Here is a 14,870-nt window from a genome sequence, read left to right on the forward strand (position 1 = left end):
TTGACGGCTGCTTTCAGCCGAACACCCCGTCCCGTCAAGCCTCTCCCGCTCCCGGCAAGGCTTTGCTTCATTTTTTACAAATTGTGAATATCCTGTGTCACTTTGTATGTTACTCTTTTTCGGCTTATAAGGGAATTGCAATCTAATTATTATGCGTTATAAAATATATGCATAAGAATTCCCGCTGAGAAGTCCCTATAAAAAAGGAGATTCGTCCGCTTTAGAGCAGCCGGAAGGAGTGCAGCGATGTTTGACGACCTTGATATTTTTGCCGTTGTTGTGGAGCAGTCCAGCCTTAATCGTGCTTCCCGTCAACTAAATTTGTCACAGCCTGCCCTCTCGCGCAAAATCTCCAAACTGGAGGAGCGGCTCGGTGTCACGCTGTTTAACCGCTATGGCAAAAGGCTCGAGCTGACCGAGGTCGGACGGCTGGCTTACACCTACGCTCTGGAGCAGCGGCAGCAGCGCTTTAAATTTCTGGAGGCGATCTCGAGGTTCAAGCAAGGCGAGCCTCTGTCCGTTACGCTTGGGGCCAGTCTGACGACGATTCAGACCACTTTGCCGCCTCTCGTAAACGCATACATGGAGAAATATCCCGCCGCCGAGCTGAAGCTGATTACGGGCAAGACACATGAGATCGTTACCTCGGTGCGGGAAGGACGGTCGGAGGTCGGCCTGATCGCTTCCGCCACCGCGGAATCCGGCCTGCGCTGCATCCCGCTCTTCGAGGACCAGCTGCGGCTTGTTATCGCAGGAAATCATCCGCTCGCCCAGCTTCCCAGGCTTGAAATGGAGCATCTGACGGCTCTGCCGATGATCCTGTTCTCCAAGGGAACCTGGTACCGCCGCATGACGGACGATCTGTTCCAGCGCAGCGGCGTACAGCCGGATATCCGCATGGAGATCGACTCTTTCGAGGCGATTATCCGGCTGCTCCCGACGATCAAGGCGGCGGCGCTGCTGCCCAATTCCTATCTTCGGCCGGAGCTGCTGTCAGGAGGGGGGCTTGCTTCCCTGCACATCAAGGAGCTGGAGCTGACTCAGCGGACCACCTGTCTGATCTACCGCGACACCGGTGATTTAAGCGCGGCGGCGCGGAGTCTGGTGCGGGTGACGGAAGAAGTGTTTCATGAGGGAAGGCCGGCTACTCTCTAAATTGGCGCTTGACTTAATCTTAGAACCTGAGGTAATGTAATATCCATCCAATTCAACAATTCAACATACCCATCAGGTAATGACCAAAGACATGATTTCCTTCACGGGCCGTCCAGAGAGAGAAGCTCAGGCTGAAAGCTTCTTCGGCAACCGGATGCGTAAATTACCCCTTTGCAGCCGTGGCGCTGAACCCGTGACATGATAGCTTAGATTTCACGGCAGTATGCGGCACCGCGTTATCCCCGTTACCGGATACCAATGAGGACTTGCAGCGGCAGTGTCCGGCAGCAGCCGGGGCATTACGCGCCGCAGGTCGAATCAGGGTGGAACCACGAGCTTAAACGCACTCGTCCCTTTGTGGATGAGATGCGTTTTTTGTGTTTTCCCAAAATAATCAGGAAATGGAGGCTGGACAGATGGAAATCAAAGTAACTTTACCAGATGGCGCAATAAGGAGGTACCCACAATGCACGACAATTGAACAAGTGGCGGAGTCCATCAGTACGGGACTGAAAAAACAGGCCGTAGCAGGACTACTCAACGGAAAGCTGGCGGAATCTGAGTGAACCGATCGATCAGGACAGCCTCCTGCGGCTGGTTATGCTGGACAGCACAGAAGGACTGGAAATTTACAGACACAGCGCAGCGCATGTTATGGCTCAGGCCATCAAACGTATATACGGCGCCCAGGCGGTTAAGCTCGGTATCGGGCCGGTGATCGAAGACGGATTCTATTACGACGTCGATATAGAGAAGCCGCTGACTGACGGTGATCTTGCGGCAATCGAGCGAGAGATGGAGAACGTAATCAAAGAGGATCTCCCCATCGTCCGCCGGGTGGTCAGCCGGGACGAAGCCGTTCGAATCTTCGATGAGCTGAAAGAGCCGCTCAAGCTGGAGCTGATCGCTGATCTGCCCCAGGATGCCGTTATCAGCATCTACGAGCAGGGTGAATTCTCTGATTTGTGCCGCGGTCCCCATCTTCCATCGACAGGCCGTATCAAGGCATTCAATCTGCTAAGCGTCGCGGGGGCTTACTGGCGGGGAGACTCCGGCAATAAAATGCTGCAGCGTATTTACGGGACCGCGTTTCCGAAAAAGTCGCAGCTTGATGAGCATCTGTTGTTCCTTGAGGAAGCCAAAAAACGCGACCACCGCAAGCTCAGCAAAGAACTTGAACTGTTCATGTTCTCCGAGGAAGCGCCGGGAATGCCCTTTTACCTTCCGAACGGGATGACGATCCGTAACGAGCTGGAGAATTTTGCGCGGCAACTACAGAGACAACGGGGCTATCACGAAGTGCGCACGCCGCTGATGATGAATAACCGGCTGTGGGAGCAGTCCGGGCATTGGGATCACTACAAGGACAATATGTATTTTACCGATGTGGATGAAACAAAATATGCCCTTAAACCGATGAATTGCCCGGGCCATATGCTCATTTACAAAAACAATCTGCATTCGTACCGGGAATTGCCCATGAGGCTGGCGGAATTTGGACAGGTTCACCGCCACGAGCTGTCCGGAGCGCTGGGCGGGATGATGCGGGTTCGCACCTTCTGCCAGGATGACGCGCATCTGTTCGTGCTGCCGGAACAGATCGAGGAGGAGATTGGCCGCGTCATAGCCATGATCGACCATATTTACAAGGTCTTCGGCTTTCAGTATACCGTCGAGCTGTCGACGCGGCCGGAAGATTCCATGGGCTCCGAAGAGCTGTGGAACGAAGCGGAACAGGCTTTGCAAAAATGTCTGAAGGCTAGCGGAATCCCCTATCGCCTAAATGAAGGGGACGGAGCGTTCTACGGTCCTAAGATCGATTTCCATATCCTAGATGCGCTGAAACGGAGCTGGCAGTGCGGGACGATCCAGCTGGATTTCCAGATGCCTGAGAAATTCGATCTCTCCTATATCGGCGAAGACAGCCAGAAACATCGTCCGGTCGTCATCCATCGGGCTGTGTACGGTTCGCTTGACCGGTTCATGGGAATTATCACCGAGCATTACGCCGGTGCTTTCCCGCTCTGGCTTGCGCCGGTTCAGGCCAAGATTCTGCCCGTGTCGGAGAAGTTTAACGGATACGCCTTCGAGGTGAAAAAATCGCTGGAAGACGCCGGTATCCGCGCCGACATGGATTTGCGGGACGAGAAGCTGGGCTATAAAATCCGCGAAGCCCAGCTGCAAAGAACACCGTATATGCTCATTCTCGGCGAGAACGAGCTGTCTTCCGGCAATGTGTCCGTGAGAAAACGGGGCGAGGGCGATCTCGGTTCCCGGAGCCTGGCGGAGTTGATCGGGCAGATGACCGAAGAAATCCGCGCCAAACAATAAAGCGGATCTGCGGCTCGGCCCCGGCGCTAACATGCGAGAAAAAGACTCTCTTTAAGCCGACCATCGGCCTTAGAGAGTCTTTCTCATCGCTTCTATCTGCTGCGTCTCCCGTTGGTATGGAAATTTTCAGGAAAAGTGGAAAACGAGCGCCAGCCTAATTAATTCCGGTAGAGCTCGCTCGCTGCGCTTTTGTCAGCCGCCAAATGTATCAGGCCTCGGCCTCCTCGCGGTTCACCGCTTTCTCCTCAAATTGATCGATGCTCTCGTTAGAGCCGATCACAACCATAATGTCGCCTTCATTGACATGGTCGTGAGCGGTCGGGGCGACGATAACCCCGCCCCCGCGGTTAAGCGCAATGATGCTGCAGCCATACTTGGCGCGGGTGTTGATCTCGGCGAGGCTCTGGCCGTCCATGCAGGACGGAACGGTCAGCTCGACGATTTTGTATTCCTTGGACAGCTCGATGTAATCGAGCAGATGCGGAGTCACCAGCTGATGCGCCACACGAACCCCCATATCGCGCTCCGGAAAAATAACCCGGTCCACTCCAAGCTTCTCCAAAGCGCGTCCGTGCAGGATGGAGATCGCCTTGGCTACCACCATTTTGACGCCCAATTCCTTCAGGAGGATGGCGGTAAGGATGCTGCGTTCCATATTGTCTCCAATCGCCACGATACCGCAGTCGAGGTTCCGAACGCCCAGCGACCGCATCACACCCTCATCCGTAGCGTCCGCCATGACGGCATGCGTCAGCTTGCCGGTCATCTCCTCCACCCGTTCCTCGTTGTGGTCGATGCCGAGCACCTCATATCCCATCTCCATCAGTTCAAGCGCCAGACTGGCTCCGAAGCGGCCAAGGCCGATGATTACAAATTGCTGTGCTTTCATTCCCGTTATCCCCTTATCCGATAATCATTTTGCCTTCCGGGTAGCGATACAATTCCTTACCCTTTTTCGGTCCCAGCGCATAGGCGAGCGTCAATACGCCCAGCCTGCCGGCGAACATGGTAAGACAGATGAGGATTTTGCCCACCGCCGAGAGATTCGGCGTAACACCCAAACTGAGCCCCACCGTAGCAAAGGCCGATGTCGTCTCGAACAGCAGATTCAAAAAGGGCGCCTCCTCCGTGGTGGAAAGCACCATCAAGACGGCAACGATCAGCAGCAGGGCCAGCAGAGTAATCGTCAGCGCCTTGAATACCCGTTCCTGGGCCAGACGGTAGCGGAACAGCACGATATCATTTCGTCCGCGCAGCATCGCAATCACAGCTCCGATCATAATCGTAAACGTGGTCGTCTTGATGCCGCCCCCCGTCGAGCCGGGAGAAGCGCCGATGAACATCAGAATCACAATAAAAAACTGCGAGGCCTGCCTAAGACCCGGCATATCTAAGGTATTGGCGCCGGCCGTTCGCGGGGTGACGGATTGGAAAAAAGCCCCCCATATTTTGCCGCCCCAGCCGAGCGAGCCCAAGGTACGCGGATTCGTAAACTCAAATATAAAAAGAACAACGGCACCGGTGACGATCAGCGCGGCGGTCATGGACAGGACAACCTTGCTGTGCAGCGAAAGCTTGCGTTTGCGCCGGTAATCCATAATGTCCGACATAACGATGAAGCCAATCCCGCCGGAGACAATCAAAAACATAACAACTATATTCACAACCGGGTCGTCGGCGTAGCCTGTCAGACTGCGGTACCCGCTGAACAGATCGAAGCCCGCATTGTTAAACATCGAGACGGCATGGAACACGCCGAAGAAGGCGGCTCGTCCCAGCGGCATATCAAAAGCCCAGCGGATCGTAAGCAGCAGCGCGCCGCAGGCTTCGATGACCAGCGAATAGATCAGGACGCTGCGGATCAGCCGGACGATGCCTTCCATGGAGCTCTGATTCATCGCTTCCTGCAGTACCAGCCGCTCCCGCAGGGAGATGCGCCGGCGGAACACCAGAGCGAACAAGGTCGCCATCGACATAAAGCCCAGGCCGCCGACCTGGATCAGCAGCATGAGGACAACCTGTCCGAAGGTTGAGAAGAACGTGCCCGTATCATGAACGACCAATCCGGTAACGCAGGCAGCCGATGTGGACGTAAATACCGCATCCAGAAACGCGATTGTGTTCCCCGGGGCCAGCGAGACCGGCAGCATGAGCAGAAGGGCGCCGATCAATATGATGATGGCAAAGCCGATCACCAATATTTGGGGAGGAGACAGCTTCAGCCAGCGGAATTCGGTAACCTTCGGTGTTTGTGAAGCCATATCCGTCACCCCGTCCATAAAATGCGTGTTTTCATCATACATTGTTCTTAGGCGATCGTATCAAATTTAGCTTGCAATTTCATCGTTTTTCAGCGAATTCCACTGTTCATAGCCTAAAAAATGGCTTTTCGCATCCCGGCTGTGATATTTTAAGGTAGTTAAACGGTTTTAGAAATCATAAACCAAGGAGGCTTTTCATGAATCCCGTCGGCCAACCCTTGCATCAACGGCCCATTTCCAAAAGACTTGTTTTCGCAGGCCTCATCGGTCTGATCTTGTTTGTCATGTTCCAGATCGTCCCCTCACTTACTCAGGAAGGCTACGGCAACGAGCAGGCGATCAGCAAATCGGAAGCCCGCGAGAGGGCGATCCGCTTTGCGGCAGAACAGCTTGGATACATACCGGAACCCGGCGACAATTGGATCGTCACTTATACGTCGGATTCCTCTTTTTACGGCTACATGTCCCGAAAAAGCCTGCTGGAGGATTACAGCAACAGAAAGCTGGACCGCCGCTATCCATACGACACCTTCCATGCTTCCCTAGATTCCCAGGAGGATAAATGGGCGAATCTGGCGGTCGATCTGAATATGTATACCGGCGAGACGGCGGGCTTCACCCGCGTCCCTGCGGGAGCCGGAAAGCAAGCAAACGTGACGGAAGCAGTCCTCACCGGCAAGGATGAGAGCGAAGAAATCGTCAGCGACGCTTCGCTAACCCCACAGGAGAAGGAACGGCTTGCAGCACCATTGTTGAATAAGTGGGGAGCCGACCCTTCACGGCTGGAACGGAATTTTCCTTCTACCGGCAGCTACGGCCTGATCTATACCGACAGCTCGGTCAAGGTCGGGGAAGCTCCGCTCCGCTATGCTTTTAAGTTTACCGCAGGGGAAGTATCCTACTTCAAGCCCGGATTTTCCCCGCCGGAGTGGCATACCGACTATGTAAAATCGCAAGTGTCGAGCGCGGGCCGCTTTACACTGTACGGTTACGGGCTGCCTACGTTCGCGCTCGGCGTTCTGGCGTTAATCTACAGTATTCTCCGCCGGAAGCACACTTCTTTTGCGCGCGGTGTCTTTTTAAGTATCGCCCATTTTGTCATTATGATGATCAGCACCTACAATATGCTACCCGAAACGGCCGGCACAGGAGACATGGCCGCCCGGATCACGAACATCGTCATGTTCATCATTTATACGCTGTACAGTCTGCTGATGTCCGCGCTGCTCTACTTCTCGCTGGTGGGCGGAAACGGCCTGTGGCGGAAAGAGGAAGGGCTGAATCCATGGCCCCGCGCCAAAGAGCCGGGCTACGGCAGATATCTCATGGACAGCGTCTATGCCGGATATATTTGGGCGTTCGTGCTGCTTGGCGTGCAGACGCTGATGTTCATCATTTTGCAGTACACGCTGCATAACTGGTCGACAACGGATGCTTCCCAGTCCCCTTACAATATGCGCTATGCCTGGCTGCTGCCGATCGTGGCGTGGCTGGCCGGACTTTCCGAGGAAGCGATCTATCGCCTGTTCGGCATCCGGATGCTGAAAAAAATCGTGCGCAGCACCCTGCTCGCCAGCCTGATTACGACCCTTATCTGGGCGTTTGGACATACACTTTATCCAATCTATCCCATCAGCTCCCGCCCGATCGAGCTGACGGTGATTGGCCTGCTGTTCAGTTATATTTTTCTGCGGTACGGCTTTATTGCCGTCATGTTCAGCCATGTCGTGTTCGACAGCGTGCTGATGGGCATCACCCTGATCTTCATGCGCGAGCCGGTGAATGTGATCGCCGGTGTCGTTACGATTGTTATACCGCTGCTCGTCGGCTATATTGTGTATCTGTTCAATCCGCCGGGCAAGGAGCGGGGGCCGCAGTCCCCGGACCCTGGGCCGGAGCCCGGTCCGGGTCCGGTGCCGGAGCATACGATTTAACTGCCGGGATGCTTGAGAATTATACCGAAGCAGGCGGCCTTCCCATTTGGCGGGCTTCGGACCCAATACAGATGTAAGGCAACAGCCCGGGAGCATCCGCTCTCGGGCTGTTTAATTAGGATAGAAGACATTTTGGCTTGGGTGCTTATGATCTGCAATAAGTATAAAATATCTTTCGTCAATCAACCGCCGACTATACCTTTTCTTCGTCTCTCAGCGCTTCCAGAATCTGCCGGGCGAGCTTGTCGCCGATGGACAGAGGGCGGAAATCCTCTACCGTCGCTTCTTTGATCTTCTTAAGCGATCCGAAATGCTTGAGCAGCAGCTTCCGCCGTTTCTCGCCGATTCCCGGGATGGCGTCAAGCCGCGACGTGACCATCGACTTGCCGCGCTGCTCGCGGTGGAAAGTAATCGCGAAGCGGTGCACTTCGTCCTGGATGCGCTGGAGCAGATAAAACTCCTCGCTGTCTCTGGCGAGATGAACCGGCTCCGGCGGGTCGCCGACCAGCAGCTCCGCGGTCTTGTGCTTGGCGTCTTTGACGAGGCCGCAGACCGGGATGAACAGACCCAGTTCGTTCTCCAGAATATCGACAGCTGCGGAAATCTGGCCTCTGCCGCCGTCCACGACGATCAGGTCCGGCCGGAGCAGATCCTCTTTCAGCACCCGCTCATAGCGGCGGCGGATCACCTCGCGCATCGTCTCATAGTCGTCAGGCCCCTGCACGGTACGCACCTTGTATTTGCGGTACTCCTTCTTCGCGGGCTTGCCGTCGATGAACACGACCATGGCCGATACGGGATTCGCCCCCTGGATGTTCGAGTTGTCGAACGCTTCAATCCGGCTGAGGCTCTCAAGTCCCAGGCTCTGCCCGAGCCCTTGTGCCGCACCGGAGGTACGCTCCTCGTCCCGCTCGATCAGGCGGAACTTCTCTTCGAGCGCCACGCGCCCGTTCTCGCAGGCCATGCGGACCATCTGCTTCTTGAGTCCGCGCCGCGGCACCATAACCTTGACGCCCAGCCACTGCTGCAGCGCCGCTGCTCCGCCTGCGGCATCCACCACACCGGCAGCGGCAGCTTCCACGTCTGCGGCGGCGCGCTGCGCCGTCTCTGCGGCTGTCTCCGGCGCTTCCTCTTCCCCTGGTGGGTCTTCTTTGGCCCCGTCAAGGGCTGGCCCGCTGCCGTAAGCTGCGGTATCGGCTGCCCCAGCCGTGCGGACCGCTGCTTCTTCGCTGTCCGCAGCAGCGGGACCGTCCACTGACGCGGCTCCGCTATCCGCAGGCTCCGGCGGAAGTACGGATGCCGCGCCTTCTATGAGCAGCGCTTCAGGCAGCAAAATCTCCTGCGGCAGCGCCGGATTCTCGCTGTAATACTGCGTCACATACGACATGAAGTCGCTGTAAGCTTCTCCGTAAAACGGAAAGCTGGACGAGTGGCGCTGAATCATTTTTCCCTGTCTCATATAGAGTATCTGCACGCACATCCAGCCTTTATCTACGGCATAGCCAAATACGTCGCGGTCCTTCGTGTCCGGTGTGTTGATGTTCTGCTTCTCCATCAAGGCTTCGATATAGTTGATTTGATCCCTCAGTTCCTTGGCCCGTTCAAAATAAAGCTCCTCCGCCGCTTCCTGCATTTTTTGCTGAAGATCCTTCTTGACCTCTTCATGCCCGCCGCCGAGAAAGGTCGAAATGCTCTGAGTAATCTCTTCATAGGCGGATTTGGACACTTCCTTCTCGCACGGGGCAAGGCACTGGTCCATATGGTAATACAGGCATACTTCCTTCGGCATCGCTCCGCATTTCCGCAGGGGATACATCCGGTCAAGCAGCTTCTTCGTCTGTTGAGCCGCGTAGGCATTCGGATACGGTCCGAAATATTTCGCTTTATCTTTCAGCACCCGGCGCGTCACTTCAAGGCGCGGATGCCGTTCATTCGTAATTTTGATGTAGGGGAAGGTCTTGTCGTCTTTAAGCTGCACGTTGTAGCGCGGCATATGCTTTTTGATCAGGTTGCACTCCAGAATGAGCGCTTCCATGTTGCTGGCCGTGACAATGTATTCAAAATCGCGGATATCCGCAACGAGCCGTTGGGTTTTCCCGTTATGGCTGCCCGTAAAATAAGAGCGGACGCGGTTCTTCAGCACCTTCGCCTTTCCTACATAGATGATCGTGCCTTCTTCGTTCTTCATCAGATAGCATCCGGGCAGGTCCGGCAGCAGCGCCAGCTTGTTCCGGATGTTGTCCATGTAGTCCATGTGGTTTTCCCCTCCTCAATCCTCCCCAATGGGGAGGACCCCAAGGGCTCCGCCCTCTGGACACCCGGAACTGGGCGAATGAGCGGCGCTGAGCCTGGGGTGGTGACCTGGTTTGAATCAAGCGGTCCCTTCTCGGTCCCCGCCCTGACGGGCGGCGGCCTCGGGACCTTTCATGCGGCGCGTCCTGGCGCTTGCCCACCATAGGTGCGGACGCCCGCTCTCCCTGCGGGAGTCGCTTTACTTCGTGCTTCGGCACATTTCTCTTAATACGTGCGGACGCCCGCTCTCCCTGCGGAATTCGCTTATTCATACGCACAAAGCGCCTCCGGTTTGAACCGAAGGCGCTGGGCAGGGCCAAAGGCCCGGACAATGCGGTATTAAAATTATTGGTGTTTGGCTACGATGTTTTTCAGCGATTCTTTGGAGTTCAGACCAACCACTTTATCGACAGGCTGGCCGTCTTTAAAGAAGATCAGAGTTGGAATGCTCATAACGCCGAAACGGGAAGCCGTCTCCGGATTTTCATCCACGTTCAGTTTCGCGATCTTCACGCCGTCTCCCAGCTCGGTGGACAATTCATCCAGAATTGGAGCAAGCATTTTGCAAGGACCGCACCAAGGTGCCCAGAAGTCTACTACAACAGTACCCTGACCTTGAACCTCATTGTTAAAGGATTGGTCAGACACGTTAACAATTGCCATGATAATGTTCCTCCTTAAAGGGGTTTGCGAAGTAGAACTCGCTTCGTAATATATGATGGTTCCTGCACAGCGGATTATACCGCTTAGGCTATACATCAGTTATGCGAAGAGAAAAAGCTTCAATAAAAGCCCGCTTCGTAAGACCCAGCATTATTTAATGCCTTCATGTAATATGATAACCAGATTACTTTTTATCGACACATTTTTATTATAACATATTTGTCTAGAATTTGTTGCACACTTTTTCGCGCTTCTACATACTTCGCGCACCGTTAAAACAATCCGATATGGATGCTTTTAACCCAATTAACTTTTCCTATCTTTTGTACTCTTCGGCGAATTCGTGATTTTCGTGTGATTTTTTTGAAGGAGAATCACCTTGTGTAAATAGTACCAGTCATGATTCCAATTATCGCCAAAACATGACTTTTGTATTAAAATAGAGTCGCAATACACTATTTAGCAAATCCCCCAGCCGATGGGGACAACTTACTGGAGACTTATTCTATGAAAAGCAAACTAATATCGTCGTTCATCGCCCTCTCTCTTGCTGCTGCACCCGCCAGTGTTCTTGCTGACACGATAAACGTGAACAATGGCATCATTAACAATGGCACGATGATCGTTCAGTTCAATGATATCAAATCTGATAGTTGGGCCTATCAAGCCGTGACCAGCATGAGCGAAAGAAAGGTCATCAACGGGTATGAAGACGGATCGTTCCGGCCGAACAACTCAATCAGCCGTGAAGAATTCGCAAAAATGATAGCAGTCACCTTCTCGCTCGATCAACCTGTTACCCAAGCCGTTTATTTTAGTGATGTACCAGCAACGCGATGGTCCTTTCCGTACATAACCGCAGCAAAAGATTATCTCACCGGTTATTACCCCCCAAAAGGCAAAGCATTCTTTGATCCCAGTGAACCCGCTACACGCGAAGACGTCGCTGCAGCGCTGGTAAAGATCATGGAACTAGACACCACGAATTACAGCTCCCGTTTTACCGATGAAAACAAGATTTCTCCGCAGCTCAAAAAATATGTGAACGTTGCTGCCGAGTACAATCTAATCACAGGGTACGAAGACGGAACTTTCAAGCCGCTCAATTCGATTTCCCGTGCTGAAGCTGCTGCTTTGCTGTATCGGGCGATTAAGAGCATCGGAGGAAGCGAGACTCCAAATGAACAATCACCAAATCCGTCAAACCAGACTATTAAAACAAATCCAACTGGCTCAAGTAAAACGTCCAATAATGGGCCTAATCTTTGGGTTGATGTAGTGAAAGAGGATACGCTCCCTGGGGGAAAACCTTCTATTTTAGTCAAAGGAGAAACAGAGCCAGATGCTACTGTAACGGTTAATGGTGAAGAGGTTTTGGTGGGCTTTAATGGAGAATTTAGTACCAACATTTTTGTTGTAGAAGACGGAAAATATAACATTGAAGTAAAGTCGGAGTATTTTGGAAAAACCACAGCGATATCTAAAAGCATTGAATTTACAATTCTTCCTCCGAAATTAAAACTAGACAAACCCGATCCACAGACTACTACGTATGCAGAATTTGTAATTTGGTTTGAGTGGGTTGATCAATACGATGCTCGTCCCGCGTTGTATGTAAATGGAGAAAAAAGGCTTTACTCGCTCGGTGGAAGAAGAGGAAACGGTGAAATATACAGTGGTTCAGTTACGGTTAACCTACGAAACGGTGAAAATAATTACGATCTCAAGCTTGTCGATCGCTACGGAAAAGAAAGCGCCACTGTAACAAAAGTTGTCTACCTCAAATAAAAAGCCAGCAATGGCTTTTTTTTTATTTTTTATCTATCCTATCTTCTCCGGGACCGCCTCCGTATGCCAGGCTCCTCCCTCTCCCACGCTTCCAGAATGACCACTGTCTCCAGTGGAGCTCCGGGCTGCCATTGGATGTATCGCTCATCGGCCAGCTCCTGAAGCGCCGCCCGAATCTGCTCTGGCCGACGACTGGATCTGCGCTGCAGCTGCCACATTGGAGGCATAACTCCGAGATGACGGCGGTAAGCATGCATAATCCGCAGCATTTTGCGTGCGTTGTCAGACAGCACGTCGTTCACCAACCGGCTGCCAGGCGAGTATGTTTGCCGTTAGAAACACGCGCGGCGCGCCGGTGGCAAGACAGGTCGCCCGAATGCGGCCGTCGCGGATACCCTTGACCTTGATCTTCCGCTGCGTAATCTTTCCGGACCGGTCCATATATACGATTTCGATGGTTTGACCTGTTCGTATTTTCATAACAACCGCCTCCCAAAAAATAAGAACGTTTGTTTGCATTATACGCCTATTCCTCAAAAGTATGCAATGGAAAATAATTCTTGTGTTCGCATACCGTTCCTGTTTACTTAGTAAATATTTTATGATATATTTATATCATAGCAAGGGACAAACGAAAACCGATAAGCCGGAGAAACCGGATGAGGTCGAAAGGATAGATTGAAATGATGAAAATTACGATTAAAGAAACTGGTAAATCCGAAGCATTGAGTATCATTGATGAAAACACAGGCGTTGACTTCATTCAAGACTTTATTGGTAACTACGGCGCATTGTCAGACGGTCAGTTCACCTTTGATGAAGAAACCGGCACATATATCGCTGATCAAGACACATTTGACTGGTGGGACAAGGTAGTCACAGATCAAACGGCTCTGGAAGCCCGGATTGCCGAACTGAAAGAGGAACATGGATATGAAGCCGTGGACGAAGTTGTTAACGAAGCAACTTCTGTCGATCTGGAGGACCTGGCTGCTGCCGTGAACAAGGCTCTGGATGAAGAATTCGGAGAGCCTGCGGGAAAGTAATACCGCCCCTACAATATGTAGACGCTGCTTGGTTATCTAGACACCTCGGGGTAACCAAGCAACATGTCGGGCAATCGGCAAAGCGGTCGATGAAGGAAGGATATCGCGGTGCCATTCCCCGGCCAGATGCATTTGTTGAGGGGCGGCCACTATGGCTGAAATGTCGATGGGTGAAAGATTCGTCATCAACAGGGGATTGACCATGGGGAAAAAACGAATCGACTTGACCGGTAAACGTTTCGGTAGATTGGTTGTTGAGAAACGGTCTGAGAAAACAATACCATCTAGTCCGTATAAGGCTTTTTGGGATTGTATATGTGACTGCGGAACACGTAAGGCGGTTGAAGGATATTGGTTAACCTCCGGGAATACACAATCTTGTGGTTGCTTAAAAAAAGACCAGCATATCAACGGATCTAAAGCCACTATGCTAAAAATAAGTCCGCGAAAAGATAATAAAACCGGTCACACCGGAGTGATCAAGAATAAGAACGGAACTTATACTGCCATGCTGGTATTCCAAGGGAAGGCCATTTACAACGGGCTGGCCCACACAACTTTTGAATCGGCGGTGCGCGCAAGAGAAGAATTGGAGTTAAAATACTTTCAACCTGTTATAGATGAGTACGCAGAGATAACAGCTGAGGACAGAAAAAAAGCCTCTCATCAACAATTTAAGGTATGCAGAACTCCGGAGTGTGGAGAAGTATTTATAGGAGGGCCAAGAGCTTTTTACTGCCCTGGTTGTAGGGAGCAACGTAAACGCCAGCAGTCAGCAGACTATCAGCGACGCAAGCGCAAAGGCGATGTTCGAGAGATCGGAAGTATCGACACCTGCGAGCGCTGCGGGAAGCAATATGTGGTAAATTCAGGACTCCAACAAGTATGCGAAGAGTGCCGGCCTCTCCATACCAGCGAATATGATCGCAGCACAGGGATTGAGCATTACCGCGCCAACAAAGATCGTATTAACCCAGCACGTAATGTCAAACGCCGCAAGAGGAGTGACAAATGCGTAGTATGCGGAAAAAAATTCGATCCTGTCAACGGCAGTACAACATGTTCCGGCGAGTGCAAACGTAAGTTGATGAACCAACACTACAAAGACTGGTATAAGCGCCAAAAGTGGAAGGTTCCCGCTGAAGTGGAGAAATTCGATATGTCGGACATTGCGCGAGAAATCGGCAAACATAAGTCAACTGTTCGCAATCACTATCTTGCCGGGAAACTTCCTGAGCCAGACGGACAATATCCTTCAGGACGGAACTTTTGGTATCGCAAATCATTGGCGAATTACATAAATGACGCCAAGGAAGGAGGTTGTAAATGATTGGGTTTTTTAAGAAGAAATGCCCTTACTGTGGGCATAAATTGATTAAAGAAACAATTAAAGAACAAAT

Annotated in this window: 11 protein-coding genes and 1 pseudogene; 6 read left to right on the forward strand and 6 right to left on the reverse strand. The window is 52.4% G+C overall.

Translation table 11 applies throughout. The annotated features are described in order from the left end of the window. The first annotated feature begins 246 nt into the window (after positions 1-246). Positions 247-1,155, forward strand: coding sequence for a LysR family transcriptional regulator (locus VK70_RS17065; RefSeq protein ID WP_025694237.1), 909 nt, complete (start codon positions 247-249; stop codon positions 1,153-1,155). Positions 1,156-1,571: 416 nt separating this feature from the next. Then, positions 1,572-3,486 (forward strand): annotated as a pseudogene (thrS, locus tag VK70_RS17070) (threonine--tRNA ligase). Between the two features lie 208 nt (positions 3,487-3,694). Here thrS and VK70_RS17075 read toward each other — a convergent pair. Then, entirely contained in the window at positions 3,695-4,375 is a 681-nt protein-coding gene (locus VK70_RS17075) for a potassium channel family protein (RefSeq protein ID WP_025694238.1), read from the reverse strand. Between the two features lie 13 nt (positions 4,376-4,388). Further along, positions 4,389-5,747 (reverse strand): TrkH family potassium uptake protein, encoded by a 1,359-nt coding sequence (locus VK70_RS17080; RefSeq protein ID WP_036638571.1) that lies wholly within the window; start codon positions 5,745-5,747, stop codon positions 4,389-4,391. A gap of 197 nt (positions 5,748-5,944) precedes the next feature. On the opposite strand from VK70_RS17080, the gene VK70_RS17085 reads away from it, so the two are divergent. Continuing rightward, the gene (locus VK70_RS17085) at positions 5,945-7,681 is read left to right on the forward strand and encodes a CPBP family intramembrane glutamic endopeptidase (protein WP_025694240.1); all 1,737 of its coding nucleotides are present in this window, start codon (positions 5,945-5,947) and stop codon (positions 7,679-7,681) included. Positions 7,682-7,874: 193 nt separating this feature from the next. Here VK70_RS17085 and uvrC read toward each other — a convergent pair whose 3' ends face one another. After that, positions 7,875-9,935 carry an excinuclease ABC subunit UvrC gene (gene uvrC / locus VK70_RS17090; RefSeq protein ID WP_046723571.1) on the reverse strand — a complete coding sequence of 687 codons (2,061 nt, stop codon included), beginning with the start codon at positions 9,933-9,935 and terminating at the stop codon, positions 7,875-7,877. Between the two features lie 383 nt (positions 9,936-10,318). Then, the gene (gene trxA, locus VK70_RS17095) at positions 10,319-10,636 is read right to left on the reverse strand and encodes a thioredoxin (RefSeq protein ID WP_025688833.1); all 318 of its coding nucleotides are present in this window, start codon (positions 10,634-10,636) and stop codon (positions 10,319-10,321) included. A 507-nt stretch (positions 10,637-11,143) separates the two neighbouring features. Here trxA and VK70_RS26595 point away from each other — a divergent pair. Further along, on the forward strand, positions 11,144-12,424 hold the full coding sequence (locus tag VK70_RS26595; protein ID WP_025698619.1) for an S-layer homology domain-containing protein: 1,281 nt from the start codon (positions 11,144-11,146) through the stop codon (positions 12,422-12,424). A gap of 38 nt (positions 12,425-12,462) precedes the next feature. Here the strand turns inward: VK70_RS26595 and VK70_RS17105 are convergent, their stop codons facing one another. Further along, positions 12,463-12,726, reverse strand: a complete 264-nt coding sequence (locus tag VK70_RS17105; RefSeq protein WP_144415259.1) for a hypothetical protein — start codon at positions 12,724-12,726, stop codon at positions 12,463-12,465. Next, the gene (locus VK70_RS17110) at positions 12,707-12,904 is read right to left on the reverse strand and encodes a hypothetical protein (protein ID WP_046723572.1); all 198 of its coding nucleotides are present in this window, start codon (positions 12,902-12,904) and stop codon (positions 12,707-12,709) included. The genes VK70_RS17105 and VK70_RS17110 overlap by 20 nt, the downstream gene beginning before the upstream one ends. A gap of 203 nt (positions 12,905-13,107) precedes the next feature. Between VK70_RS17110 and VK70_RS17115 the strand changes: the two genes are divergently transcribed. Both VK70_RS17115 and VK70_RS17120 read left to right on the forward strand, forming a co-directional pair. After that, positions 13,108-13,470 (forward strand): hypothetical protein, encoded by a 363-nt coding sequence (locus VK70_RS17115; RefSeq protein ID WP_233277700.1) that lies wholly within the window; start codon positions 13,108-13,110, stop codon positions 13,468-13,470. A gap of 151 nt (positions 13,471-13,621) precedes the next feature. Beyond that, a complete protein-coding gene (locus tag VK70_RS17120) occupies positions 13,622-14,800 on the forward strand; it encodes a hypothetical protein (RefSeq protein ID WP_025694578.1) in 1,179 nt (392 codons plus the stop codon). The last annotated feature ends 70 nt before the right edge of the window (positions 14,801-14,870 follow it).

Origin of the sequence: Paenibacillus durus ATCC 35681, assembly GCF_000993825.1 — a bacterium.
GTDB lineage: Bacteria > Bacillota > Bacilli > Paenibacillales > Paenibacillaceae > Paenibacillus_AQ > Paenibacillus_AQ durus_B.